20 protein-coding genes are annotated in these 25,618 nt (G+C 64.6%); 7 read left to right on the top strand and 13 right to left on the bottom strand.

Translation table 11 applies throughout. The features are described 5' to 3' along the window. Positions 1–72: 72 nt before the first annotated feature. The 3 genes from aprA to sat all read right to left on the bottom strand — a co-directional run bounded on the left by aprA (position 73) and on the right by sat (position 4,058). Entirely contained in the window at positions 73–2,058 is a 1,986-nt protein-coding gene (aprA, locus tag ACZ5AC_RS15940; protein ID WP_464248557.1) for an adenylyl-sulfate reductase subunit alpha, read from the bottom strand. A gap of 39 nt (positions 2,059–2,097) precedes the next feature. Continuing rightward, positions 2,098–2,586: an adenylyl-sulfate reductase subunit beta gene (aprB, locus tag ACZ5AC_RS15935; protein ID WP_464248556.1), complete on the bottom strand. Its 489-nt coding sequence runs from the start codon at positions 2,584–2,586 to the stop codon at positions 2,098–2,100. Positions 2,587–2,786: 200 nt separating this feature from the next. After that, the gene (sat, locus tag ACZ5AC_RS15930; protein WP_464250621.1) at positions 2,787–4,058 is read right to left on the bottom strand and encodes a sulfate adenylyltransferase; all 1,272 of its coding nucleotides are present in this window, start codon (positions 4,056–4,058) and stop codon (positions 2,787–2,789) included. Positions 4,059–4,372: 314 nt separating this feature from the next. Between sat and ACZ5AC_RS15925 the strand changes: the two genes are divergently transcribed. The 4 genes from ACZ5AC_RS15925 (at position 4,373) to ACZ5AC_RS15910 (ending at position 10,178) form a co-directional block, all read left to right on the top strand. Then, a complete protein-coding gene (locus ACZ5AC_RS15925) occupies positions 4,373–6,025 on the top strand; it encodes a chorismate mutase (RefSeq protein WP_464248555.1) in 1,653 nt (550 codons plus the stop codon). Beyond that, on the top strand, positions 5,982–6,230 hold the full coding sequence (locus tag ACZ5AC_RS15920; RefSeq protein WP_464248554.1) for a hypothetical protein: 249 nt from the start codon (positions 5,982–5,984) through the stop codon (positions 6,228–6,230). Before ACZ5AC_RS15925 ends, ACZ5AC_RS15920 begins: the two co-directional genes overlap by 44 nt. 75 nt (positions 6,231–6,305) lie before the next feature. Continuing rightward, positions 6,306–8,228 carry an aconitate hydratase gene (locus ACZ5AC_RS15915; protein WP_464248553.1) on the top strand — a complete coding sequence of 641 codons (1,923 nt, stop codon included), beginning with the start codon at positions 6,306–6,308 and terminating at the stop codon, positions 8,226–8,228. Positions 8,229–8,276: 48 nt separating this feature from the next. Next, positions 8,277–10,178 (top strand): peptidylprolyl isomerase, encoded by a 1,902-nt coding sequence (locus tag ACZ5AC_RS15910; RefSeq protein WP_464248552.1) that lies wholly within the window; start codon positions 8,277–8,279, stop codon positions 10,176–10,178. A gap of 97 nt (positions 10,179–10,275) precedes the next feature. Here the strand turns inward: ACZ5AC_RS15910 and ACZ5AC_RS15905 are convergent, their stop codons facing one another. The 5 genes from ACZ5AC_RS15905 to ACZ5AC_RS15885 all read right to left on the bottom strand — a co-directional run bounded on the left by ACZ5AC_RS15905 (position 10,276) and on the right by ACZ5AC_RS15885 (position 13,657). Beyond that, positions 10,276–10,761 carry a metallophosphoesterase family protein gene (locus ACZ5AC_RS15905; protein ID WP_464248551.1) on the bottom strand — a complete coding sequence of 162 codons (486 nt, stop codon included), beginning with the start codon at positions 10,759–10,761 and terminating at the stop codon, positions 10,276–10,278. Beyond that, positions 10,758–11,300, bottom strand: a complete 543-nt coding sequence (locus tag ACZ5AC_RS15900) for a hypothetical protein (protein WP_464248550.1) — start codon at positions 11,298–11,300, stop codon at positions 10,758–10,760. The genes ACZ5AC_RS15905 and ACZ5AC_RS15900 overlap by 4 nt, the downstream gene beginning before the upstream one ends. 45 nt (positions 11,301–11,345) lie before the next feature. Then, positions 11,346–11,975, bottom strand: a complete 630-nt coding sequence (locus ACZ5AC_RS15895; RefSeq protein WP_464248549.1) for an HD domain-containing protein — start codon at positions 11,973–11,975, stop codon at positions 11,346–11,348. Further along, entirely contained in the window at positions 11,956–13,131 is a 1,176-nt protein-coding gene (argJ, locus tag ACZ5AC_RS15890; protein ID WP_464248548.1) for a bifunctional glutamate N-acetyltransferase/amino-acid acetyltransferase ArgJ, read from the bottom strand. The genes ACZ5AC_RS15895 and argJ overlap by 20 nt, the downstream gene beginning before the upstream one ends. A 70-nt stretch (positions 13,132–13,201) precedes the next feature. Then, positions 13,202–13,657: an RrF2 family transcriptional regulator gene (locus tag ACZ5AC_RS15885; protein WP_464248547.1), complete on the bottom strand. Its 456-nt coding sequence runs from the start codon at positions 13,655–13,657 to the stop codon at positions 13,202–13,204. Between the two features lie 190 nt (positions 13,658–13,847). Between ACZ5AC_RS15885 and murB the strand changes: the two genes are divergently transcribed. Both murB and ACZ5AC_RS15875 read left to right on the top strand, forming a co-directional pair. Then, positions 13,848–14,720 carry a UDP-N-acetylmuramate dehydrogenase gene (gene murB / locus ACZ5AC_RS15880; protein ID WP_464248546.1) on the top strand — a complete coding sequence of 291 codons (873 nt, stop codon included), beginning with the start codon at positions 13,848–13,850 and terminating at the stop codon, positions 14,718–14,720. 14 nt (positions 14,721–14,734) lie between these two features. After that, a complete protein-coding gene (locus ACZ5AC_RS15875; RefSeq protein WP_464248545.1) occupies positions 14,735–16,417 on the top strand; it encodes a formate--tetrahydrofolate ligase in 1,683 nt (560 codons plus the stop codon). 215 nt (positions 16,418–16,632) lie between these two features. Here the strand turns inward: ACZ5AC_RS15875 and metG are convergent, their stop codons facing one another. The 4 genes from metG to ACZ5AC_RS15855 all read right to left on the bottom strand — a co-directional run bounded on the left by metG (position 16,633) and on the right by ACZ5AC_RS15855 (position 22,235). Next, entirely contained in the window at positions 16,633–18,579 is a 1,947-nt protein-coding gene (gene metG, locus ACZ5AC_RS15870; RefSeq protein ID WP_464248544.1) for a methionine--tRNA ligase, read from the bottom strand. Between the two features lie 25 nt (positions 18,580–18,604). Next, positions 18,605–19,852 carry a PSP1 domain-containing protein gene (locus ACZ5AC_RS15865; protein ID WP_464248543.1) on the bottom strand — a complete coding sequence of 416 codons (1,248 nt, stop codon included), beginning with the start codon at positions 19,850–19,852 and terminating at the stop codon, positions 18,605–18,607. 138 nt (positions 19,853–19,990) lie between these two features. Then, positions 19,991–21,406: an NADPH-dependent glutamate synthase gene (gltA, locus tag ACZ5AC_RS15860; RefSeq protein WP_464248542.1), complete on the bottom strand. Its 1,416-nt coding sequence runs from the start codon at positions 21,404–21,406 to the stop codon at positions 19,991–19,993. Then, a complete protein-coding gene (locus tag ACZ5AC_RS15855) occupies positions 21,390–22,235 on the bottom strand; it encodes a sulfide/dihydroorotate dehydrogenase-like FAD/NAD-binding protein (protein WP_464248541.1) in 846 nt (281 codons plus the stop codon). Before ACZ5AC_RS15855 ends, gltA begins: the two co-directional genes overlap by 17 nt. A gap of 129 nt (positions 22,236–22,364) precedes the next feature. On the opposite strand from ACZ5AC_RS15855, the gene ACZ5AC_RS15850 reads away from it, so the two are divergent. Next, a complete protein-coding gene (locus tag ACZ5AC_RS15850; protein WP_464248540.1) occupies positions 22,365–22,730 on the top strand; it encodes a hypothetical protein in 366 nt (121 codons plus the stop codon). A 94-nt stretch (positions 22,731–22,824) separates the two neighbouring features. Here the strand turns inward: ACZ5AC_RS15850 and alaS are convergent, their stop codons facing one another. Then, a complete protein-coding gene (alaS, locus tag ACZ5AC_RS15845; protein WP_464248539.1) occupies positions 22,825–25,464 on the bottom strand; it encodes an alanine--tRNA ligase in 2,640 nt (879 codons plus the stop codon). Positions 25,465–25,618: the final 154 nt, after the last annotated feature.

Raw genomic sequence — 25,618 nt, 5'->3', positions numbered from 1 at the left:
TGCATAGACCATTCTATATCCTGATACAGAAAAAAGGCTGCGGGTTGGACCCGCAGCCTTTTGGCCCATAAACTAGTCAGGGATGATCTGGTAGTAGTGTCTCTTGAAGATCTCGGTTTCACCAGTGGCCGGGTTGAACTTGGAGTTAACAAAGCACTTCCACTTGGCATCGTCCAGACCCATGAAGTCGGCACGATAGTAGAAACCGGGGTAACGGCTTTCCTGACGGAACCGGATGTGCTGCATGTGCAGACGGACGGTCCACAGTCTGTGGTACTGTTCCCAGCAGCGGAGCAGCTCGTGCAGGTCACGGGCGGCCAGCTTCTGGGAGTCTTCTTCCAGCATGTCGAGCAGGGCGAAGCCGGTGTCGAGCAGTCTGTCGGAAGTGGTGTACAGGGTGGCAACACCGCCGCCGTACTCATCGGTGGCCTTGATCAGGCGCATCATGAAGTTGTTCGGGGTGATGTAGTTCGGGTTGACGACCGGATCGGTGGACGCGCCCTTGAACTGCTCGTAGGTGTACCAGGGCTGATAGATTTCCTTCTTCAGCTGGTCGGCGGAGACGTTCAGCGTGGGGGTGAAGTCCTTGTGATCCACGCAGTAGCGCACCATCTGCTTGCCGACGATGCGGCCTTCAGCGTGCGAACCGGAGGAGAACTTGTGACCGGAAGCGCCGACGCCGTCAGCGCAGGTGAACAGACCGTTGACCGTGGTCATGCGGTTGTAGACCTTGCCGTTGGCGGCCTTGACCTTGTATTCCTCGGGAACCCAAGGCTCGTTCGGGCCGGAAACCCAGATGCCGCAGCAGCCGGAGTGGGAGCCGAGCAGGTAGGGTTCGGTGGGCATGATCTCGGAGCCGCGTTCTTCGGGCTTGATGTTCATGGCGGCCCACAGGTTGGCCTGGCCGACGCACATGTCGAGGAAGTCTTCCCAAGCTTCGGACTCAAGGTGCTTCTGCTCGGACTTGGACAGGGTGGCGAAGGTGGTCTGCAGGGCAGTGGCGGTGTCCATGTAGATGGGGCCGCGACCTTCGCGCATTTCGCGCAGCATCATGTGGTTACGCAGACAGGTCGGGATGACGTGACCCTTGGCGTAGCCGCGATCCTCGTAGGGCTTCAGCATGGCGCGGTTGGTGACGCAGTAGTCTTCACCCTTGGCGTTGGTGGCTTTGGCCTTGAACAGCAGGAACCAAGCGCCGACCGGGCCGTAACCGTCCTTGAAGCGGGCGGGGACGAAGCGGTTTTCCATCATGGTCATTTCGGCGCCGACCTGAGCACACATGGTGTAGGTGGAACCGGCGTTCCAAACGGGGTACCAGGCGCGGCCGAGGCCTTCACCGGTGGAGCGGGGGCGGTACACGTTGACGGCGCCGCCGCAGGCCACGGACATGGTCTTGGCCTTGATGATGTAGACCTTGTTCTCGCGGACGGAGAAGCCCACGGCGCCGGCGATCTGGTTCGGAACCTTGGCGTCGAGGAGCAGCTTCACGATGAACAGGCGCTCGATGTAGCGGTCGGAACCCAGGGCGTTCTTGGCGGCTTCAGCAACGATGACCTTGTAGGACTCACCGTTGATCATGATCTGCCAGCGGCCGGAGCGGACAGGGGCGTCACCCTTGCGCAGGGCCAGGCCTTCCTTCTTGGCCTGGGCGCCGTCCAGGTTCTTGCCGTCCTTCTTGATCCAGCAGGGCAGGCCCCACTCTTCGAACAGATGGACGGAATCGTCGACGTGGCGGCCCAGGTCGAAGATCAGGTCTTCGCGGACCAGGCCCATGAGGTCGGTGCGGACCATGCGGACGTAGTCGTCGGACTGGTTTTCGCCGATGTAGGTGTTGATGGCGGACAGACCCTGGGCAACCGCGCCGCCGCGGTCGATGGCGGCCTTGTCGACCAGCAGGATCTTCACACCGAGGGGGTCGCCCCAGCGAACGGCTTCGAAAGCCGTGCCGCAGTTACCCATACCACCACCGACCATGAGAATGTCGGTCTCGAGTTCAACAACTTCCGGCTCAGCAAGGGCCAGGCCCTTGATCGTATCTTTAACAGGAATCTGAGGCATGTGTTCCTCCTGAAATTTCTTGCGTTACAAAGCCCAGAATTAGGCGACGGCGGACTTGAAGGTGACCTTCAGGTCGGCTTCACCAACTTCGATCTTCTTGCCAAGGGCCTCTTTCGGGGCGGCCAGGGCAGTCTCGGTGAACAGCAGTTCGCTTTCCAGATCGCCGGGCTCGGGCTTGCCATCGAAGGGCTTGATGGAGCCTTCAACGGTGGTGCGGATGGGGAACTTGAAGCGCTTCACTTCGCCATTGCGGAACTGGACGGTCCACATGATGTCTTCGGCGCCGCGGAGCGGGATACAGGTGCCACCCATGGGAGCGAAGTCGGCGTAGGGGCGGGCAGTGATCGCACCCTGGGGGCAGATCTTGACGCAGGAGTAACATTCCCAGCAAGCGGCCGGCTCCTGGTTGTAAGCCTTCATCTCGACGGGGTCCAGGATCATCAGGTCGTTAGGACAGATGTACATGCAGGCAGTCTTCTCACCGCCCTTGCATCCATCACACTTTGCTGGATCAACAAAGGTTGGCATAATTCCTCCGAATAAAGAGTTAAAAACTACTTAGCCACAGGCCCGAACAGAAATACCCAAGCGTTTCGCTTGTGAATCTTTTATCAAAGCACGTATGCCGTGTCAAGCGGCCCGACTGCACATCATTGCCGTCTCAAGCCGTGCCCCACATGGCAAAACGGGAGGCGGGGAATTCCCCGACCTCCCGATGATCATCGAAACTACATCTTGGTCGCAGCAGCGTGGCTCTGCATCTTGATCTCGACCTTCTCGGTCAGAGAGGAGTAGTATTCGCGCAGGATGTCCAGGACCTCGTCGCGGCCGAAGTGGTCGGCGACGGGGGCGCCTTCGGACAGGGCCTTGCGCAGCTTGGTGCCGGACAGGACAACGCGGTCTTCCTTGCCGTGGGGGCAGGTGCGCAGGGAGGCCATGCCGTCACACTTGTAGCAGTAGAAGGTCCAGTCGATCTTCATGGGCTGGGTGACCAGGTCCTTGCCGGCGCCCAGGTTCTTGGGAATGCGGTCGAAGATTTCCTGGGCTTCGAACAGGCCGTAGAAGTCGCCGACACCGGCGTGGTCACGGCCGATCAGCATGTCGGAAACGCCGTAGTTCTGGCGGAAGGTGGCGTGCAGCAGGCCTTCGCGGGGACCGGCGTAACGCATGTCGAGGGGGTAGCCACCCTGCACGACGTTGGCCTTCACGAAGTACTTGTCGATGAGGGTGTCGATGCACTTGATGCGCACTTCGGCCGGGATGTCGCCGGGCTTCAGGTTGCCGACCAGGGAGTGGATGAACACGCCGTCGCACACTTCAACGGCGATCTTGGCCAGGAACTCGTGGGAGCGGTGCATGGGGTTGCGCAGCTGCAGAGCGGCGACCTTGCTCCAGCCCTTTTCTTCGAAGGTCTTGCGGGCTTCGGCCGGGGTCATGTAGCAGCCGGGGAATCTGTCGCGGTAGTCGCCTTCGGACAGGACCTTGACCGGGCCGGCTACGTTGTACTTCTTCTGAGCCATGACCATCTGCACGCCGGGGTGATCCTTCGGGGCGATTTCCCAGAACTTTTCGTCAGCGGACTCTTCGCCCTGGCCCTTGTAGACCTTTTCACATTCCCACTTCTTGTCGGCGTCGGTCATTTCGTAAACTTCGGTGACCTTCATGGTCGCCATGTACACGCCCTTCTTGGGGTCGAACAGAGCGATCTCTTCACCGACCTTCACTTCCTCGTCCATGTCCAGGGTCACGGGCACGGGCCAGAAGGTGCCGTCGGCCAGCGTGAAGTTTTCACAAACGGACTTCCAATCGGCCTTGGACATGAAGCCGTTCAGCGGGCTGAACCCGCCGATGCCCATCATGATCAGGTCGCCCTTGGCGCGGGGGCTGATGTCGATCTTCTTCAGACCTTCGGCCTTCTTCTGCTCGGCAGCGAGTTCAGCGCCCTGAAGCAGACAGCAAACCAAACCTTTTCCACCATGCGGGGGTACGAGAGCCATAATGCGGATCCTCCTAAATATAGTTTGTTATTATCTTCACAAATAACAGGTCGGAGACCCCTATTTGCTTCGGCTCGGCAAACTTGTCAACCTTTTTGTGATTTTTTTATCAACCTCCCTCCAACCGGCCATGAAACATCGCACCCTTCGAAGCGATCAATCATAAACCCATCTATTCCAGCACATTACGATCTTTTGTGTCAACAAACCCTTGCAATCCGTACTTTCTTATTGTTAAACAACACTATTGTTCCCTGAGTAATCGAAGCGTTCATCTAGCAATGAACCAGCAACACCCTAGCCCCGAAGCGAATCGAATGGCCGAAAAACACACGACCCTCTCTCTCACCCAGGAACTGGCGCAGCTCGACGAGCGCCTCGTCTCCCTCATCGCCGCGCGAACCAACCTGCTGTCACGGGCGGCGGCGTCCCGCCGCGCAAAAAACCTGGGCATCACCGACCCGAATCAGGAAAAGGTCCTGTGGCAGGTCTGGAGGGATTCGTCCAAGGGCGACAACCTCGAGCCCCAGATCCTCAAGAAGATCTTCCACCTGACCAACAACCTCTCCTACGCCCGCGTCGAGAAGAACACCTCCAACGACAAGCCCCTGTGCCTCTACCCCAGGCGCAAACCCGTCAACATAGACCTGTCGGCCCCACGCGACCAGATCCTGCGCAGCATGATGTTCTTTCTCGGCGCCACGAACCCCGCGCCCCTGACGGTGGCCCCGTTCCAGGGCAACGACATCTCGCTCGAGCTCATCAACGCCCTGAACCTCTGCGGCTTCAACCTGACCTTCCAGAACCGCGAGTGCTCGACGCAGCCGGTTTCGTCCTGGTCCCTCGACAACAAGATCATCTACGCCGGCCAGAGCAAGTTCCATTTCTATCTGTTGCTCTGCCTCGCGCTAGGCCAGGTGACCCGGGCCAAGTTCACCGGCTCGACCAAGCTGAAGATTCACGACGTCAGGCCCGTCCAGGATCTGCTGCCCAAGCTCGGCGCCCGCCTGACCATCGTCGAGCCGCACAGCAACGGCGTTCCCGTGCGCGTGGAATCCAGCGGCCAGCTGCCCGACAGCATCTTCATTCCCGAAGGCATGTCCAGAAAGTTCATCCTCGCCCTGGCCGTGGCCGCCACCACCTTCAAATCCGGCCTGACCATCCGCCTGCACGAGTCCTATGCAGGCAGCAAGCTGCTGCGCAAAGGCCTCATCTTCCTGCAGCAGTACATCCCGGAACTTCAATACGAGGGGACCGGCATCATCATCCCGCCCGCGCCGATGAACCTCAACCTCTCCTCCGTCGACATCCCGGTGGACCCGCTCATGAGCCTGCACCTGCTCGCGCTGCCGTTCTTCGTGGACGGCAACGTGGTGCTGCACGGCAAGTGGCCGGAGTACGTGCCGCACCTGCAGGACATCATGGACATCCTTCACGAGTTCGGCCTGCGCATCAACGTCGGCGCAGACCAGATCTCCTCGCGCATGGGCAACAGGCCCAAGCAGCTTTCCATTGATCTTACATACTGCCAGGAGTACTTGCCCCTTGTCCTGGCCATGGCCATGGGCCTTCGCGGCAAGTGCGCCATCACCCTGGACACCTCCCGCGAGGATGTCGAGCACGCCCAGGACATGCTCGAGAACCTCGGCGCAGGGTACTCCATCGAGCCCGGACTCCTGCAGGTCGGAATCCCGGCGGCGGCGCAGGCGAACAAGAAAAGCGGCGAGTCGCCCTGGCAGAGCCCCGGCCCCTACTGGACCCTCGCGGGCGCGCTCATCTCCTTTACCCATCCCGGGCTGTGCATGAGCAACGCCGACAACATCACCTCCGCATGGCCCTGGTTCTGGAAGATCTTCATGAACCTCCCGGACCCCCAGAACTTCATCAACCCGCCGCGCAGCGAAGAAAAGGAAGACGAAACCCGCGATGACAAGCCCAAGCGCAAACGCATCAGAATCTCCACAGACTGAGGCCATCGAGCGGGACATAGACCGCATCCGGACGGAGCAGGCCGCCATCCAGACCCGGGTTCGGGATCTGCTGCAGCGCGAGGACCCGGCCAACGGCGTCGTCTTTCACGACGAAATCTTCCGGCTGCAGCAGGATAAGCTGCGCATGGACACGGAAATCCAGTTCCTGCAGGTCAAGCTGCGACGGCTCACATCCACCTGGTGAACCAGACACTACAGGCTCCCGGCTTCGGCTGGGAGCCTTTTTTCAAATACACGTCTTTCCCGTGAAGGAGCATCCATGAAACAGAACCTGACCCAGAAGATCATCGCGGCGCACCTCGTCGAAGGCGACATGACGCCCGGCAGGGAAGTGGCCATCAGGATAGACCAGACCCTGACCCAGGACGCCACCGGCACCATGGCCTACCTGCAGTGGGAGGCCATCGGCCTGCCGCGGGTCAAGACCGAACTCTCCGTCAGCTACGTCGACCACAACACCCTGCAGATGGGCTTCCGCAACCCCGACGACCACCGCTACCTGCGCAGCGTCGCGGCCAAGTACGGCATCGTCTTCTCGCCTCCCGGCACGGGCATCTGCCACCAGTTGCACCTGGAGAACTTCGCCGTCCCGGGCAAGACCCTCATCGGCTCCGACTCCCACACCCCCACGGCCGGCGGCATCGGCAGCCTGGCCATGGGCGCCGGCGGGCTGTCCGTGGCCCTGGCCATGGCCGGCGAGCCCTATACCATCACCATGCCCAAGGTCTTCAAGATCCGCCTCGAAGGCGAGCTGACCGGGCACGCCTCGGCCAAGGACGTCATCCTGCACCTGCTGGGCGTCCTGACCGTCAAGGGTGGCGTGGGCGCGGTCATGGAGTACTGCGGCCCCGGCGTGGCCACCCTGAGCGTGCCCGAGCGCGCCACCATCACCAACATGGGCGCGGAGCTGGGCGCGACGACGTCCGTCTTCCCCAGCGACGAGCAGACCCGCGCCTTCCTGGCCCTCATGGGCCGCGAGGCGGATTTCTCGCCCCTGGCCGCCGACGAAGGCGCCGAGTACGACCGCGAGATCGTCATCGACCTGAGCGCGCTTGCCCCCCTGGCTGCCCGCCCGCACATGCCCGACCTGGTCGTGCCCGTGGCCGAACTCGACGGCCTGACCGTGGACCAGGTGGCCATCGGCTCCTGCACCAACTCGTCCTACTCCGACCTGCAGGCCGTGGCCCAGGTCCTGGACGGCGAGCACATCGCCCCAAACACGGACCTGCTGCTCTCGCCGGGCTCCAAGCAGGTGCTCAAGATGCTCATGGCCGAAGGGCTCCTGGACAAGATCCTCGACGCCGGCGGCCGGCTCCTGGAGTGCTCCTGCGGCCCGTGCATCGGCATGGGTGGCTCTCCGTCGAGTCACGGCGTCAGCGCCCGGACCTTCAACCGCAATTTCGAGGGCCGCAGCGGCACCCAGGACGGCCAGGTCTATCTGGTCAGCCCCGTGACCGCGGCCTTCTGCGCCCTGAACGGCAAGTTTACCAACCCCGCGGGCTGGACCAAGGCCGTCTCCAAGCCGTCCCTGCCGTCCTCGGCCCCGTCCATCCGGCACCTCTTCGCCTTCCCGCCCGAGGACGGCTCCGCGGTGGAAATCGTGCGCGGGCCCAACATCGTCGCCCTCTCGCCCTTCGACAGACTGCCCGACAGCATGGAACTGCCGGTGCTGATCAAGGTCGGCGACAACATCACCACGGACCACATCATGCCGGCCGGCGCGGCCATCACGGCCCTGCGCTCCAACATTCCGGCCATCAGCCGCCACGTCTTCGAGCGCGTGGACAAGGACTTCGTGACCCGTGCCGAGTCCGCCGGCCAGGGCCTCATCCTGGGCGGCGACAACTACGGCCAGGGCTCCAGCCGCGAACACGCGGCCCTGGCCCCGCGCCACCTCGGTGTGCGCATCGTCCTGGCCAAGTCCTTCGCCCGCATCCACAAGGCCAACCTGATCAACTTCGGCATCCTGCCCCTGGTCCTGGCCGACCCGGCGGACTACGAAGCCCTGTCCCAGAGCGAGGTCCTGCGCTTCGACCTGACGGCTCTGGAAGCAGGCAAGCCCCTGGAAGCGACAACCTCCGAAGGAAGGCGGATCGCCCTCGGCCATGATTTGACGGGTAACGAAATAGCCATTATCAAGGCGGGCGGTTTGCTCAACTACGTCAACGACAGGCAGAAATAAGGCCTGCGGGCGGCATCATTTAACCCCAGACACTCCGTCGGAGATTCCATGCTCGATATACTGCGCAAAGGCGCTCAAAGTTGGGGAATCAAGATACTCTTCGGCATCATCATCGCCGTGTTCGTCCTGGCCTTCGGCATGAACCGCACGCAGAACGACACGGCCACGGTCGTGGCAACGGTCAACGACGCCCCCATCCTCTTCCAGCACTACCAGGAACGCCTGCAGCGCAACCTGGAGCTCATCCGCCGCCAGAACCCGGACGTGACGTCCGAGATGCTCGCCCAGATGGGCTTCAAGCGGCAGATCCTCGACCAGATGGTGATGGAGGAACTCATGCTGCAGCAGGCCGCCTCCCTTGGCATATCCGTGTCCAAGGAGGAACTCGCCAAGCAGATCCACCTGATCCCGGCCTTCCAGAAGGACGGGAAGCTCTTCGACCCCGAAACCTACCAGAGCGTGCTGCGGGCCAACAACCTCACCCCCGGCAAGTTCGAGTCCGAGTACATGCGCAGCATGCTCATGGACAAGCTCCAGGCCTATGTCGGCCTCACGGGGCGTCTGGGCGAGGAGCAGGCGCGCGACTATTACGAATACGGCCGCAGCACGGCCGTGATCTCGTACCTGAAGTACCCCTGGGAAAAGTACGCTGACCAGGTCAACGCCACCGAGGAACAGATCGCGGAGCAGTACGCCGCGCGCAAGGACGCCTTCGCCGTGCCGGCCAGGGCCAAGATCGACTACCTCGCCCTGACCCCCGGAGCCCTGGCCGACACGGCCTCCGTGACGGACCAGGAGGCCCGGGCCTACTACGACCAGCGCAAGGACAGCTTCAAGATCGAAGAACAGGTCCAGGCGCGCCACATCTTGGTGCGCGCCGAGGAAAACGCCACCGAAGCCGACGTCGCCAAGGCCATGGACATCGTCAGGAAGGCCCAGGCCGACCTGAAGGCCGGCAAGAGCTTCGAGGAAACGGCCGCGAAATTCACCGAGGACCCGTCTGGAACCCAGACCGGCGGCGAGCTCGGCTGGTTCGGCCGCGGCCGGATGGTCAAGCCCTTCGAGGACGCTGCCTTCGCCCTGGAAAAGGGCGCGGTCAGCGAACCGGTCCGCACCCAGTTCGGCTTCCACCTCATCAAGGTGGAGGACAAGAAGGCCGCCGGCTTCGAGGAATTCGACAACGTCGCCGGCGAGATCCGCCGTTCCATCGCCGAGGATCGCGCCGCGGAGACGCTGCAGGACCGCCTGGACCAGGCGCTGGAGATGGTCCTCGTCGGCGAGCCTCTCGACGCCGTGGCCAAGGCCCTCGGCATCGGCGTACGCTCGACCGGCTACTTCACCCGCGAACAGGGCCCGGTGGAACTCGCCGCACTGTCTCCCGAGAACACCGCCGCCCTCTTCGACCTGGCCCTGAACGCGACGACCCAGTCACCCCTGCCCTTCGAGGACGGTTACCTGCTCGCAGCCAAGCGTGAGCAGATCGAGGCCTCGGTGCAGCCGCTGGATACCGTCCGCGAGAACATCGTGGCGGCCATCGTGCGGGACGAATCCATGAAAATGGCAAAGGCCGACGCCGACGCCGACCTGGCCCGGCTCATGAAGGGCGAAGCCCCGTCCGCGGCGTCCACCGCCACGGCCGTGGAGACGGAACCCTTTGCCCGCCAGGGCTCTATCCCGGGCCTGGGCGCGAACCAGCTGCTCTCGGACAAGGCCTTTGTGTCCCCCGCAGGCGCCTGGATTCCCGAGGCCTTCGCCTTCGCCACAGGATATGTCCTGGCCAAGCCCGTCAAGGTCACGCCTCCCTCGCCGGAGGAATGGGCCGCGGAGAAGGACCTGTGGGTCTCGACCCTCAATCAGCGCACCGAAGACCAGGCCATGCAGGCCTTCATGGCGGAGCTGCGGGCCAAGGCCGACGTTCGGCTGACGAACCCGGCCCTGCTCGACAACTGACGCTTCCCGAACACGACACGCGCGAAGGCCCGCCTCGATTACCGAGGCGGGCCTTCGTTTTTTGAAAAGGACTTGTCGAATCAGGAGATCGCGCGCCTCAGAGCGTCACCCATTCCACCTCCGGTTCCCGGCCCCGTTCGAGCGTGAGCCTGGCCAGCCCGCCTTCCCCGCCCCTGGGCCAGAAAAGGGAGCCGGGGTTGAGGAGCCGCACGCCGCTGCCCAGCCTGCGCCAGTCGCGGATGTGCGTGTGCCCGTAACAGACGATGTCCGCTTCTGGAAACTGCTCGGCCACGGCCTCGCCCACGCGGGAGCGCGGCCCCCAGCCATGGCCCATGCCCAGACGGAAGCCTTCCAGCTCCAGCTCGCGCAGGGCCGGCAGCGCACCCCGTAGCGGAGGCAGGTCGCAGTTGCCCTGCACCGCGTAGAAGCGCTCGTGGGCGTTGAGAAAGGCCCACGTCTCCTCGCCCACGCAGTCCCCCAAGTGCAGGAGAACGTCCGCGTCCCGGCAGAAGCGCTCGTACACGGCCGCCAGCAGCCGGCCCGGCCGTTCGAGATGGGTGTCGGAAATGACCGCGACGATCATGATGCCCCTTTGCCTCTGCGCGGTTGAATGACGAACTCGCATTCGATCCACAGCGGCTCGCCGGCACCGCCGAGGGCGCCCGTGGTGGCCTTGAGCGTCGACAGGAACGAAAGGAGGAAGGCCTGGAACTCCTCCCCGCCGGAGATGCGGTTGAGGACGAACTCGCCGATGCTCCCGTCCTCGCGGATGTTCAGGCTGACCAGGGCGTAACCCGGCCGCTCGGGCGACATGCCCTCCCACAGGCTCTGGATGGCGCGCTGCACGGCTCGGGCCCTGACGAGCTCCGCCTCGCTGCGCGGGCCCGAGACCCGCTTCCCGGTCTCGGGGCGGGCCTGCATGGACACGGTGATATTCAGCGGCGGAACGGCGGCGGGCTGGACCGTGCCGTCAGGCGGGCGTTCCCGGAAGATGCGCTGCCGATACCAGTTGATGGCGTCGATGTTGAGTTCGAGAACGCTCGGCAATCCGTAGAGGTGGCCGAAAAAAAGGTACCAGGCCGGGCCGGCGTGCAGGCAGAGGGCGAGAAGGACGCTCGTCACCGCCCACCCGAGCCGGGGCGCCTTCCTCTCTGGCCTGTCCATGCCTCAGGACCGTCGCTTCCCGTTGCCCTTGCGCCACCAGGATTCGTCGGGCCGGGCGAACCACCACTCGGACTGGTCGGTCTCCCGGATGACCGCGGCGAACTCCCTGGCCGCGTCGGTCCTGAGCCGCGGCAGGGCGTGAGCCAGCCACTTGGCCGCGTAGGGGTTGCCCAGGTCCTGCTCCTCCTTCAGGTTGGCGATGAAGTCGAGCTGGTCCGCGTCCTGGGCCAGTTTTGCCTCCAGGGTTTCCCCCGCTTCGAGCTCGCGCCACATGTCCAGCACTTCCTCCCGCAGGCCCGTGCCCTCCAGGGCGTGGGTGAAGGCCAGGACAGGGTCGCTCGTGTTGTAGATGCGGTTGACGTAGTTGAAGTCGCCGATGCGCGCCTCGTGCACGTCGTGGAACAGGCACAGGAACACGGTGCGGGCCACGTCGGCCCCGGCCCTGCGGGCCAGGATGTAGCCGATCATGGCCGTGCGGAAGGAATGCTCGGCCACGTTCTCCGCGCCGGAGCCGAGAAACTGGTAGCCCGTGCGCGGGGTGCGACGCAGCATGCCCAGCTCGAAGACGAAATCGGCCAGGCGTTTCCAGGTCTGGTCGGCCACGACGGCAGCCTCAGGTTCGGTATTCAGCATTGATCTTGATGTACTCCTCGGTGAAATCGGACGCCAGAAGCGTCAGCTCCGCCCCACCGGCGCCCAGCTCGATGTCGATGTCCACGGTGTCGCGGCGCAGGGCCGAGGCCAGCAGGCTGTCCCAGTCTGCCTTGACCGGCGTGCCCTGGCGGAAAATGGTCAGGCCCGCGATGCGCACCACCACGGCCTCGGGCGTGAAGGAGGCGCCGCTGCGGCCCAGGGCGGCCACAATGCGGCCCCAGTTGGGGTCGCGACCGTAGAGGGCCGTCTTGACCAGGGGAGAGTTGCCCACGGCCCTGGCGGCCAGCTGGGCGTCGGCCATGCTGGCTGCGCCGCTGACGTTGACGCGCATGACCCTGGTGCCGCCCTCGGCGTCCTGCACGATCATGTAGGCCAGATCCTGGCAGATTTCGAGCAGGGCCTCTTCAAGGATCTCCAGATCGGCCCCTGCGGCCGGCGCGGCCGCGCCGTTGGCCAGGGCCAGTACGCAGTCGTTGGTGCTCGTGTCCCCGTCCACGGTGATGGCGTTGAAGCTCCTGTCCACGCAGCGCTTCAGGGCCGCCTGCCACCAGGCCGGGTCAACGCCCGCGTCGCAGAGGATGAAGCCGAGCATGGTGGCCATGTTGGGGCAGATCATGCCGGCGCCCTTGCAGAAGCCGGCCAGGCGCACGGTGCCGGAGCCCAGGGCCACCTCGCGGGCGGCGATCTTGGGGAAGGTGTCCGTGGTCATGACGGCCCTGGCCACATCCACGAGACCCACGCGGCCGAGGTTGTCGCGCAGGGACGGCACGCCCAGCTCCCAGAGGTCCATCTTCAGCTGGTCGCCGATGACGCCTGTGGAGGCGGGCAGAATCTCTGCGGGCTTGAGCCCCAGGGCGCCCAGCAGTTCAAGGGTGGCCCGGCACTTGTCGATGCCTTCCTGGCCGGTGCAGGCGTTGGCCTGGCCGGAGTTGACGACCAGGGCGCGGATGCCGGCCGGCGAAGCGGCCAGGATCTCCCGGGCCACCAGGACCGGGGCGGCCTGGAAGCGGTTGGTGGTGAAGACGCCTGCGGCCGCGGCCGGCGCATCGCTGACCACGAGGGCCAGATCCGCGCGGCCCGGACGTTTGAAACCGCACTGGGCGGTGGAAAAGCGGAAACCCGACGGGATGTTCATGACTCCTCCAGATACGAAAAATCCCGCGCCCGGGCACGGGATTCCTCCCTGACAGGGGAAAAAACCTTTGTCAAAGGGGTTGGTTGCGATCGAAATAATCTTCGGCCAGCTGACAGCAGTTGGGCGCCCCCTTGGCCAGCTCGGCCAGGGTTATGGTGTCCAGCTCGCGCAGCATGGCGCCCGTGGCCCGCTGCCAGGCCGCCCTGGTCAGGCAGTTCTCTGTCCTTCCGCAAAGCTTCGGGTCGCTCAGGCAGGCCGAAAGCTCCACCGAGCCCTCCATGACGCGCACGATATCTCCCAGGGTGATGTCTTTGGCGGATCTGTTCAGCTGATGCCCCCCCGCGGCGCCGCGCTTGCTCGCGACCATGCCCGCGTGCTTGAGGGGCTTTATGATCTGCTCGATGAACGGAACGGTGATGCCCGTACGCTCGGAGATGTCGTTGACGCGGTGCGGGACGCCTTCGTTGTGCAGGGCCAGATCAAGGAGGATGCGGGACGCGTATCTGGATTTTGCGGAAAGTTTCATGTTTTCTCTGGTGATACGGGTTGATGTTTCGCGGGCGTCCATCCGTCTGCCGGCCTTCTCGATTCCGCGGCTGCGCGTTGGGCATGCGCCACGCGGCCCTTCACGGCCAGCTTCAGCCCATCCCCTACCTTCTCGACGCACGCACCGCAATATTGCACCTTCCCGGCTGCGGGAGTACGTGGGAGGAATCATGAAACACCTTCGCGACATACCCCTCAAAAATTACTGCACCTACCGCATCGGCGGCGTGGCCCGGGACCTCTATTTCCCCGAAAGCATCGACGAGATGGCCGAAATCGTCCGCCTGCACCGCGCCCAGGGACGCCCGTTCTGGATTCACGGCGGCGGGGCCAACACCCTCTTTCCGGACGGCGAAATCCGCATGCCCGTCATTTCCACGAGCGAGATGACGGGCACCTCGCGCCACGGCGGCACCGTCTTCGCCGAGGCCGGCAAGGTCATGGACGCCTGGGTCCTGGAGAACCTGCGCCTAGGCCTGGGTGGCGTCGAATGCCTCTCGGGCATCCCTGGCACCCTGGGCGGCGCGCTGTTCATGAACGCCGGGGCCTACGGCCAGGAAATCTGCGACCGCCTGCACAGCGTCACGGTCCTGACCCGGGACAGCCGCGTGGTCGAGATTCCCAAGGCCGAATGCGGCTTCGGCTACAGGCGCGCCCTGGCCCTGCGCGACACCGTCATCCTGGCCGGGACATGGTGCCTGCCCGAAAATGACCCCGAAGCCCTGCTGGCCAAACGCAAGGAAATCCTGGCCAGACGCAAGGAAAAGCAGCCCCTGGAATTCCCGTCGGCCGGCAGCGTCTTCAAGCGCCCAGAGGGGGCCTACGCCTCGGAGCTCATCGACCGGGCCGGCCTCAAGGGAGCCCGCGTGGGCGGGGCTCAGGTTTCGGAGAAGCACGCCGGCTTCATCGTCAACGTCGGCGACGCCACGTGCCAGGACGTCCTTGAACTGGTCGAACTGTGCCGCCGGACCGTGCGCGAACGCTTCGGCTACGAACTCGAACTCGAACAATGCCTCTGCCCCTTCTGCCCCGATCACGAATAAGACAGGAGAGCGCCATGCCCGCAACCGCCAAGACCGACATTTCCATCGCCCAGCAGGCCAAGATGCTGCACATCCGCGACATCGCGGCCAAGCTCGACCTGAGCTACGACCAGCTCGAACCCTACGGCAAGCACAAGGCCAAGCTGCCCCTGCACCTGGCCGAAAAGGACCAGTGCAAGTACGGCAAGCTCATCCTGGTCTCGGCCATAACGCCCACGCCCGCCGGCGAAGGCAAAACCACGGTGTCCATCGGACTCTCCGACGGTCTGAACCGCATCGGCAAAAAATCCATGGTCGTGCTGCGGGAACCGTCCCTGGGCCCGGTCTTCGGCATCAAGGGCGGCGCCACGGGCGGAGGGTATTCGCAGCTTCTGCCCATGGAGGACATCAACCTCCACTTCACCGGCGACTTCGCGGCCATCGAGAAGGCCAACAACCTCCTGGCCGCCCTCATCGACAACAACCTGCAAAGCAAGGGCAGGTCCCTCAACCTCGACGGCCGCACCGTGGCCTGGAAGCGGGTCATGGACATGAACGACCGGTCGCTCAGGCGCCTGGTCTGCGGCCTGGGCGGCCTGGCCCACGGCGTGCCGCGCGAGACGGGCTTCGACATCACGGCGGCCTCGGAGATCATGGCCATCCTCTGCCTGGCCGACGACCTGCCGGACCTGAAGAAACGCCTGGGCGACATCTTCATCGGCTTCACCCACGGCCGCGAACCCATCCACGCCCGCGACCTGAACGCCCAGGGCGCCATGGCGGCCCTCTTGAAGGACGCCGTCAAGCCCAACCTGATCCAGTCCCTGGAAGGCAACCCGGCCATCATGCACGGCGGCCCCTTCGCCAACATCGCCCAGGGCACCAACACGGTCATCGCCACGCGCACGGGCCTGTGCCTGGCCGACTACGTGGTCACGGAGGCCGGTTTCGGCTTTGACCTGGGCGGCGAGAAGTTCCTGGACATCAAGTGCCAGTCCGCGGGTTTCGACCCCTGCGCCGTGGTCCTGGTGGCCACGGTCCGGGCCCTCAAATACCACGGGGGCGTGGAACTGCCGCACCTGTCCGTGCCCAACGCCAAGGCCCTGGCCCGGGGCCTTGAGAACCTGTCGAAGCAGGTCGAGAACGTGCGCCACTTTCAGCTGACGCCCATCGTGGCCATCAACCGCTTCGCAACGGACACCGACGAGGAGCACCAGGTCATCCTCGACCACTGCCAGTTCATGGGCGTGCAGGCGGCCGTGATGGAAGGATGGGAGAAGGGCGGGGCCGGGGCCGAGGAACTGGCCGAGCTGGTCGCGGCCACGGCCGACCGCTGCACGGCCCACTACAAGCCCCTCTACGACTGGAAGCAGAGCGTGCGCGAGAAGATCGAGATCATCGCCACCCGCGTCTACGGCGCGGCCTCGGTGGAATACGCCCCCGGCGCCCTGCTGGACCTGGACAAGATCAGGCGGCTGGGGCTCGAACACCTGCCCGTCTGCATCGCCAAGACCCAGAGCTCCCTCTCGGACCAGCCCGGCCTGCGCGGCCGGCCGCGGGACTTCGTCGCAACGGTGCGCGAGGTCGAGATCGCGGCCGGAGCGGGCTTCCTGGTGCCCATCACCGGCAACATGATGCGCATGCCCGGCCTGCCGGAAATCCCCTCGGCGGAGAAGATCGACATCGACGCCAACGGGGTCATCAGCGGCCTGTTCTGACCGATTGCCTGCCCAAATAAACGAGCCCCTGCCAGACGATGGCAGGGGCTCGCTTCATTACTATGGAAGATGAATCCCCGCCTTCGCGGGGATGACGCCATGGCGGGGTGAAGGAACCGGACTTTAACCGTAAACCGAACTGCCGCATGGAACGATGCGTCATTCCCGCGAAGGCGGGAATCCATGCCTTTCAGCTCAGGAATACAGTCACAAAATCAGGACACCTTGCTCCCGTTGACCACGCCGGAACTCGGCCCCAGCAGGGCCAGGCCGCCTTCCTTCTTGACCGCCAGGACCATGCCCTGGGAGACCATGCCGCGCAGCTTGCGGGGCTTGAGGTTGAAGACCACGACCACCTGCCGGCCCACCAGTTCCTCGGGCTTCCAAAACTCGGCGATGCCGGCCACGACCTGCCGGGGGCTCTCCTCCCCGGCATCGATCTTGAGCACCAGCAGCCTGTCGGCCTCAGGGTGCGGGGCCGCTTCGAGGACCGTGCCGACGCGCAGGTCGACCTTGGCGAAATCCTCGAACTCGATGCACTCGGGGCAGGCCATCTCGATCTTGGGGCCGGCCTTGGCCTCCTTGGGGGCCTTGGCCTTCTTCGGCTCGGCGGGCTTGTCCTCCTTGGGCTCCAGGTCCTGGCGGGGGAAGAGGTTGGAGCGCTCGGCCACGGGCGTGCCCGGGGCCAGGCCGAACCAGGACGAGGTCTCGGCCTCCAGGTCCACGCCTTCCAGGGCGAACTTGATCCCGAGCTGGGTCAGCATGGTCTCGCTGGTGGACGGCATGACGGGCCACAGGTGCAGGGCGACCTTGCGCATGCCTTCGAGGATCACGTAGATGACCGTGCCCAGCCGGTTCATGTCCCCGTTCTTGTACAGGGTCCACGGAGCGGACGAGTCGATGTACTTGTTGAGGTGGCGGATCAGTTCCCACAGGGACTTGAGGGCGCGGGAGAACTGGAAGTGCTCGAACTGCGTCTGGAAGTTGGCCATGGCGTTGTGTCCGATCTCCAGCACTTCGCGGTCCAGTTCCGCCAGTTCGCCGCATTCGGGCACCACGCCCCCGAAATACTTGTGCGTCATGGACAGGCTGCGCGAGAAAAGATTGCCCAGGTCGTTGGCCAGGTCGGCGTTGAAGCGGCCCACCAGGGCGTCCTCGCTGAAGGACGAGTCCTGGCCGAAGCTCATCTCCGACAGCAGGAAGTAGCGGAAGGCGCTCAGGCCGTACTTCTTGGCCATGTCCAGGGGGGCAACGACGTTGCCCAGGCTCTTGGACATCTTGGTCTCGTTGACGGTCCAGTAGCCGTGCACGCGCAGGCCCCTGTAGAGGGGGATGCCGGCCGACATGAGCATGGTCGGCCAGAACACGGCGTGGGGTTTCAGGATGTCCTTGGCCACGAGGTGGTGGGCGCCGGCCCAGTATTTGCGGAAATCCTCGCCATCGGGGTAGCCCAGGGCCGAGATGTAGTTGATGAGGGCGTCAAACCAGACATAGGTCACGAAATCGCTGTCGAAGGGCAGCTCGATGCCCCAGGTCAGGCGCGTCTTGGGCCGCGAGATGCACAGGTCGCCCAGGTCCTCCTTGAGCATGGACAGGACTTCGTTGCGGTACCGCTCGGGCTGGATGAAGTCCGGGTTGGCTTCGATGTGCTGGCGCAGCGGCTCCAGATACTTGCTCATGCGGAAGAAGTAGTTCTTCTCCTTGATGAAGGTCGGCACGGTCTGGTGGTCCGGGCACTTGCCGTCCACCAGCTCCTTCTCGGTGTAGAAGCGCTCACAGCCGAAGCAGTAGTGCCCGCCGTACTCGTCGAAGTAGATGTCCCCGTTGTCGAAGACCTGCTGCAGCACGTGGCGCACGCAGAGCTTGTGGCGGGCGTCGGTGGTGCGGATGAACTGGTCGTTGGACACCTCGAGTTCGGGCCACAGATCCTTGAAAAGCTGGCTGACGGCGTCGGAATAGGTCTTGGGATCCTGGCCGTTGGCCTCGGCTGCCTGCACGATCTTGTCGCCGTGCTCGTCGGTGCCCGTGAGGAAAAACGTGGCATCGCCTTTCAGGCGGTGAAATCGGCTCACGCTGTCGGCGACGATGGTCGTATATCCGTGCCCGAGGTGCGGCCGGGCGTTCACGTAATAGATGGGAGTTGAAATGAAAAACGGTTTCAACGCTGTGCTCCTTGTCTGCCGGAGGTTATTGCTGCTCTGTGGGCTTGGGGGCCTGGTCCTTTCGGGGGCCTGACCTGCGCCGCTTGTCCCTGGGGCGCCCGTCCCTGCGGTCACGGGGCTGGCCTGACCCTTCGGGCCTGCGTTCGCCGCCCTCTCCGGGCTGGGCTTCGGGCCGTGGTCTGGGCCGGTCGGCCCGATCCTGGCGATCCGGACGCTCGGGACGCTCCCCTCTTTCGGAGCGGTCCTGGCGCTCGGCGCGATCCGGACGGTCCGGTCGGTCCGCCCGTTCCTGGCGGTCGGGACGCGGCTGGCGGTCGCCGCCCGGGCGCGGGCGGTTCTCCTTGCGCATGGGCTTGGGCCGGCGGTCCTGCCGCCCGGCCTGGCCCCTGACCTCCGGATCCATGAGGGCCGCCAGCTCGGCGGGTACGTCATCGGAGGAATCGTCCTGCGCGGCTCCGCGCGGCTGATCCGGCAGGACCATGGCCGCCCAGTCCGTCAGGGAAAAATCCAGCTCCTCGCCGTTCTCGGTCACCACGCTGACGGAGTCGCGGAACATGTTGGCCCGGATGGTCTTCATGGGGCCCTGGGTGGTCATGTAGCGGCGGCCGAGCTTGGGGGCCCGGCTCTGGAAATCGGCGTAGTTGTCCTTCTCGTAGGCCAGGCAGCACAACAGCCGCCCGCACACGCCCGAGATCTTGGCCGGGTTCAGGAAGAGGTTCTGGTCCTTGGCCATCTTGATGGTCACGGGCTCGAATCGGCGCAGGTAGCGGCGGCAGCAGCACATCTGCCCGCAGTTGCCGAGCGCCCCGATCATCTGGGTCTCGTGGCGCACACCGATCTGGCGCAGCTCGATGCGGGTGCGGTAGTTGCGCACCAGATCCTTGACCAACTCCCGGAAATCAACGCGGCCCGGCGCCGTGAAATAGAAGATCATCTTGCTCTTGTCGAAGTAGATCTCGACGTCCACGAGCTTCATGTCCAGGTGCAGCCGGGCCATGGAGCGCTGGCAGTACTTGCGCGCCTCCCTGGCCAGCTCCCGGTTTTCACGGTCGATGGCCGTGTCCTCGGCCGTGGCCGGGCGGTAGATGGGCTTGACGGCTTCCGGGTCCACGCCTTCGGGCAGGTCGTCGCGCAGGGCCACTATCTCGCCGAAGCCGATGCCCTCCTCGGTCTTGACCAGGACCATGTCGTGCATGGACAGCACGAAGGGGGTGGACAGGAAAAAGTATATCTGTCCCTGGCGTCTGAAAGAAACACCAACGTATTGAGCCATATATATTCCAAAGGATGATCCCGTCGCGTTGCGCGGGAGGTGATGACGGTTTCACGTTCGTGCGCCACTGCGCAAAAAACCGGTTCCGGGCCGATGCCCGGAACCGGTTGTGTAGCGGGAGAAGCCGAAAGTGACAAGCTAGAGAAGGCCGAGCCTGCGCGCGATTTCCCGGGCAGACTTGCGCCCCGCGCCCATGGCCAGGACCACCGTGGCCGCGCCGGTGACGATGTCGCCGCCGGCGAAGACCATGGGGATGTCCGTTTCGCCGGTTTCGGGGTCGGCTTTGATGTAGCCCCACTTGTTCAGCGTCAGCTCCGGGGTTTCGCGCAGCAGGACCTGGTTGGGCCCCGTACCGATGCCCAGGATGGCCAGGTCCGTGGGGATGTCGAAGAAGGCCCCTTCCACGGGAACGGGCTTGCGCCGCCCCGAGGCGTCGGGTTCGCCCAGCTCCATGCGCTGCACGGTCAGGCTCCGCAGATGGCCCTTCTCGTCGCCGTTGAAGGCCACGGGAGCGGCCAGGTTCTCCAGGATAACCCCCTCCTCCAGAGCGTGCTCGAGTTCTTCGAGACGGGCCGGCATCTCCTCCTTAGTGCGGCGGTAGACGATGGTCACCTTCTCGGCGCCCAGGCGCAGGGCCGTGCGCGCGGCATCCATGGACACGTTGCCGCCGCCCAGGACCGTGACCTGCCGGCCGGCCGCCACCGGCGTGTCCACGTCCGGGAACTTGTAGCCGCGCATGAGGTTGACGCGGGTCAGGTACTCGTTCGCGCTGTACACGCCCAGCAGGCTCTCGCCGGGGATGTTCAGGAACTTGGGCAGGCCCGCGCCCACGCCGATGAACACGGCCTTGTAGCCCTGATCGAAGAAGTCCTGGATGGACACGGTCTTGCCCACGACCCAGTTGGTCTTGAACACCACGCCCATGCGTTTCAGGAACTCCACTTCCGTGTGCACGATGGCCTTGGGCAGGCGGAACTCGGGGATGCCGTAAGTCAGGACGCCTCCGACTTCGTGCAGGGCCTCGAAGACGGTCACGGACACGCCCAGGGCGGCCAGGTAGCCGGCCGCAGTCAGGCTGCTCGGGCCCGAGCCCACGCAGGCGACCTTCAGGTCCTCGCGCAGGAGTTTGCAGTCATCCCCGCCGGTGATGGCGTCGCAGGGGTTCACGGCATAGTAGGAATCGGCCACGAAACGCTCCAGGCGTCCGATGGCGATGGGTTGGCCCGTGGGGTTCAGCTTGCACCGCAGTTCGCACTGCTTTTCCTGGGGACAGACCCGGCCGCAGACCGCGGGCAGGCTGTTGGTGACCTTGATGACCTTGTAGGCCTCGTCGAGCCGTCCTTCGGCCACCTCGCGGATGAAGGCCTTGCAGTCCACCTCGACCGGGCATCCGGCCTGGCAGGTGGGGTTCTTGCATTGCAGACAGCGCCTGGCCTCGGCCTGCGCCTGCTCCAGGGTATACCCCAGGGCGACCTCGTTGAAGTTGCCGCTGCGGACATGGGGGTCCTGCATGGGCATGGAAACGCGGGGGAGGAGTTTAGCTTTCTTTGCCATGGCACTCACAGTAGCACTTGTAGGACTGTTTTTCCTGCGGAACGTACGACCCCAGCCGCATCATCAGCTCGCCGAAATCCACCTTGTGGGCGTCGAACTCCGGACCGTCCACGCAAGCGAAGCGGATGGAGTCGTCCACGCGCACGCGGCAGGCGCCGCACATGCCGATGCCGTCGACCATGATGGAATTGAGGCTGACCACCGTCTTCACGCCGAAGGGACGGGTCACTTCGGCCACGGCGCGCATCATGGGCACCGGGCCCACGGCCACGACCTCCTTGACCTCCGGGTCCGACTCCAGGCGCTCCTTGAGAACCTGGGTCACGAAGCCCTTCTGGCCCTTGCTGCCGTCGTCCGTGGCGATCAGGACCTCGTGGCTGAACTTCGAGAGTTCCTCCTCGAACAGCAGCAGATCGGCCGAACGCGCGCCGATGACGGAGACCACCTTGTTCCCGGCCTGGGCATGGCCCTTGGCGATGTGGTGCATGGCCGCGATTCCCGTGCCGCCGCCCACGCAGATGACGGTGCCGACCTTGTGGATGTCCGTGGCCCGGCCCAGGGGCCCGCACAGATCGAGAACCGCATCGCCTTCGCCCAGACTGTCCAGAATGGCCGTGCTCTTGCCCAGGACGAGATAGACGATGGTGATGGTCCCTTTCCCGGCATCGGCGTCGGCGATGGTCAGCGGAAATCGCTCGCCGTCCTCCGCCACGCGCAGGATGACGAAATTGCCCGGCTTGGCCTTGGCCGCGATCTCGGGTGCGTCCAGGGTCATCTCCGTGACCCGGCCGGGGATGAGAATTCTTTTTTTCAATATGGTAGTGCTCACCAATTCCTCCATGCCCTAACCGGGGCGTCTTATTGAACAAGTGGCCCAGAATTCCGCCGCTTCACCGCTGCTTGTCAAACTTCCTGGGCGATTGTAAAGAAATATGACCCTCAAAGGAAGGATATGTCCATGACCCCAGACACCATCAGCGCGTATTCCAGTCAGAGCATCGGCTCCGACGCGCAGTGGAATTCAGGGTTGTCACGGCAGATGCTTTCGGCCCGCGTCTCCACACGCACCGTGGGCGTGCAGCTCGGCAAGCTCGGCGTCAGCCTGAGCACTCAGAACATCTCCTTCGCCGACGAGCCCGCACCCAAGATCCTCAAGGACTTCGCCCAGGAACTTGAGCTCCAGTACCTGACTCAGCACGTCTCGCCCTACAAGCCGGCCGGTGACTACGCCCCCAACCCGACCACCCGGCGCCTGGGCGCCATGGCCTACGGCCAACAGGCCAACCTGCGCAGCGTCTCCCCGATGATCAGCGTCGTGGTCTAGGACCAAGACGGGTCCTTAAAAAGATTATCGATTGACGCTTACCGACCGTCCGTAGCCGAAAACGAAAGGGCCGCCAAGAGGCGGCCCTTCCCCGTCACTGCGCCAGAAACGCCTCAAGCCTGTCCAGAGCCCTGTCGATGCCCGCCGGCTCGGAGCCTCCTGCCTGAGCCAGGTCGGGACGCCCGCCGCCGCCGCCCTTGATCTCTCCAGAGACCTCCTTGATGAGCGCCGGGGCCGTGTAGCGCCCGTGCAGGTCCTTGCTGACCGCCAGCACCAGCATGGCCTTGCCGTCGATCTCGGCGGCCAGGGCGATGATGCCGCTAGATATCTTGGAGCGCAGGTCGTCCATGAGGTTTCTGAGCGCGTTCATGTCCGGGGCCGCGACCTTCTTCGCCAGCACCTTCATGCCGGCGATGTCCTTGGCCTCGGAGGCCAGGTCCTTGCCGCTCTCGGACATGACCCTGGCCTGCAGGGCCTGCAGCTCCTTGGACAGGATCTTGGCCTGGTCCTGCAGGGCCGCGATCTTCTTCGACACCTCGTTCGGTGCGGCCTTGAGCAGGGCGGCCGCGTTGCGGACCTCCTCGCGCTGGGCCTGCCAGTGGCGCAGGGCGTCCCAGCCCGTCAGGGCCTCGATGCGGCGCACGCCGGCTGCGATGCCGGCCTCGGACAGAATGGCGAAGGAACCGGCCTGGCCCGTGGACTCCAGGTGCGTGCCGCCGCACAGCTCCACGGATTCGCCGGCCATTTCGACCACGCGCACGTCGGCTTCGTACTTCTCGCCGAACAGGGCCATGGCCTGCTTCTCGTTCACGGCCGCGTCATAGGACATGACCTGCGTGGTGATGGGCGCGTCGGCCAGGATGGCGCGGTTGACCTCGTCCTCGACCCGCTGCAGCTCCTCGGCCGAAAGCCCGGAGATGTGGGTGAAGTCGAAGCGCAGGCGCGACGGGCCCACCAGGGAGCCGGCCTGCTTGACGTGTTCGCCCAGCACCCGGCGCAGGGCCGCGTGCAGCAGGTGGGTGGAGGAATGGTTGCGGGCCGTGGCCACGCGCTCGCCTTCCTCGACGAAAAGCTCCACTTCCTGGTCGGCCAGGATCTCGCCGCCGCTAACCTCAATCTTGTGCACGAGGAGCGTCGGCGCGGGCTTCAGGGTATCGACCACGCGGGCCGCGCCCGTGGGGGCCTGCACCCGGCCCGTGTCGCCCATCTGGCCGCCGGACTCGCCGTAGAACGGGGTCTTCAGCGTGACCATGAAGCCCGTGCCGCCGGTCAGTCGCTCGACGGGCTGGCCTTCGGCGTCCAGCAGGGCCACGATGCGGCTCACGGCGGACAGACAGTCGTAGCCGATGAAGGCGGATTCAAGGCCCGAACCCATGAGGGCCGCGAACTGCCCGGCCAGGCCCTTGTCACCGGAGCCGGCCCAGGCTTCCTTGGATTTCTTCTTCTGCACGGCCATGTGTTCGCGGAAGCCCGCCTCGTCCACGGCAAAGCCCTGCTTCTCGGCGATGTCGTTGACGATATCGAGGGGGAACCCGTAGGTGTCGTAGAGCTTGAAAGCCGTCTCGCCCGAGATGGTCCTGCTCCCGGCGGATGCAAGGCTCGCCATCTCGTCCTCGAGGATGCGCAGGCCCTTGTCCAGGGTTTCGCCGAACCGCTCCTCCTCCTGGCGCACGACGCGGACCATGAAGTCCTTGCCGGCCACGAGTTCGGGGAAGGTGGCGCCCATCTCGGCCACGACCTGGGCCGTGGTCTCGCACAGGAAGGGCTCGCCAAAGCCCAGCAGCTTGCCGAAGCGGTAGGCGCGGCGGATCAGGCGGCGCAGGACGTAGCCGCGGCCTTCGTTGGAGGGCAGCATGCCGTCGGCCAGCAGGAAGGCGATGGAGCGGCTGTGGTCGGCGATGACGCGAAGCGCCGTATCCGAGTCGGCATGCTGGCGGTAGGCCACGCCGGCCTTCTTGGCCATGGCCTGGATCAGGCCCTGGAAGAGGTCGGTGTCGAAATTCGAGCGCTTGCCCTGGCAGATGGCCGTGATGCGCTCCAGGCCCATGCCCGTGTCGATGCTCGGTTTGGGCAGGGGCGTCATGGTCCCGTCGGCCGAGCGGTTGAACTGCATGAACACGAGGTTCCAGATTTCCAGGAACCGGTCGCAGTCGCACTTGCCGATGCCGCAGTCGGGGCCGCAGGCCATGTCCGCGCCCTGGTCCACGTAGATCTCGGAGCAGGGGCCGCAGGGGCCGGTGTCGCCCATGGCCCAGAAATTGTCCTTCTCGCCCAGGCGGAAGATGCGCTCGGCCGGAACGCCCGCCACCTTCTGCCACAGCTCACCGGCCTCGTCGTCGTCGCGGAAGATGGAGACGTAGAGGCGCTCCTTGTCCAAGCCCAGCTCCACGGTCACGAAGTCCCAGGCGAAACGGATGGCGTCCGCCTTGAAGTAGTCGCCGAAGGAGAAGTTGCCGAGCATCTCGAAGAAGGTGTGGTGGCGCGCCGTGCGTCCGACGTTCTCCAGGTCGTTGTGCTTGCCGCCCACGCGCAGGCACTTCTGGGAGGTGGCGGCCCGGGTGTAGTCGCGCTTCTCCTGGCCCAGGAAGATCTTTTTGAACTGGACCATGCCGGCGTTGGTGAAAAGCAGGGTCGGGTCGTCCTGGGGGACCAGGGATGAGCTGGGCTGCACGCTGTGGCCGTGCTTCTCGAAATATTCCAAAAACCGTTTGCGGATTTCACCGGCGCTGATCACGTTCTTTACCTCGTTGATCCCCGTTTTCGTCAGGGCATGATATGGTGAAAGGCATGGATTCCCGCCTTCGCGGGAATGACGCAACATTGCCGTCATAGCACGATGTCATTCCCGCGAAGACGGGCGTGTGCCCAGCAGGGTAAATCCATACCTT

Source organism: Desulfomicrobium aestuarii (assembly GCF_055385525.1).
This window is presented reverse-complemented; position numbering and strand designations above follow the sequence as displayed.